Consider the following 405-nt stretch of genomic DNA (forward strand, 5'->3'; position numbering starts at 1 on the left):
CCAAATGCCATAGAATCCCTATCTTCAAAACGCAATAAAGCTTGGAGATTATTTTGCATTAATTCGCGTATGTTAAAAGAAAAAAAGGATTGATAGTCATACAAAGGAGCTAAATCGTTCTTATTGAGATATTCTTTTTTTATATGACTCCCTTTTTGAATCCGATCGAAAATGCCTTGAAAGTCTTTATGATTCTGTGCTTCACGCAAAATTGATTCCTGTGTAACTGAAAATATTTTCAAAGGTTCAAAAAAAGTCTCTTGGTTACTTGTTTTCATATTATTATAAATAAAAGGAATATAAGTCTCATACCCCAAAAATACTTCATCAGCACCCTGCCCATCAAACATAACCTTAATGCCCAACTCTTTTGCTTTTTGCATAACAAAATATTGCATATAAATA

Annotated in this window: 1 protein-coding gene; it reads right to left on the reverse strand. The window is 31.1% G+C overall.

The annotated features are described in order from the left end of the window. Window positions 1-405 (reverse strand): asparagine synthase-related protein (locus tag CCZ01_RS10115; protein WP_220106552.1); only part of this gene is annotated, 405 nt, incomplete at both ends.

This window comes from Helicobacter monodelphidis (assembly GCF_003288845.1).
In the GTDB taxonomy this organism is placed as follows: domain Bacteria; phylum Campylobacterota; class Campylobacteria; order Campylobacterales; family Helicobacteraceae; genus NHYN01.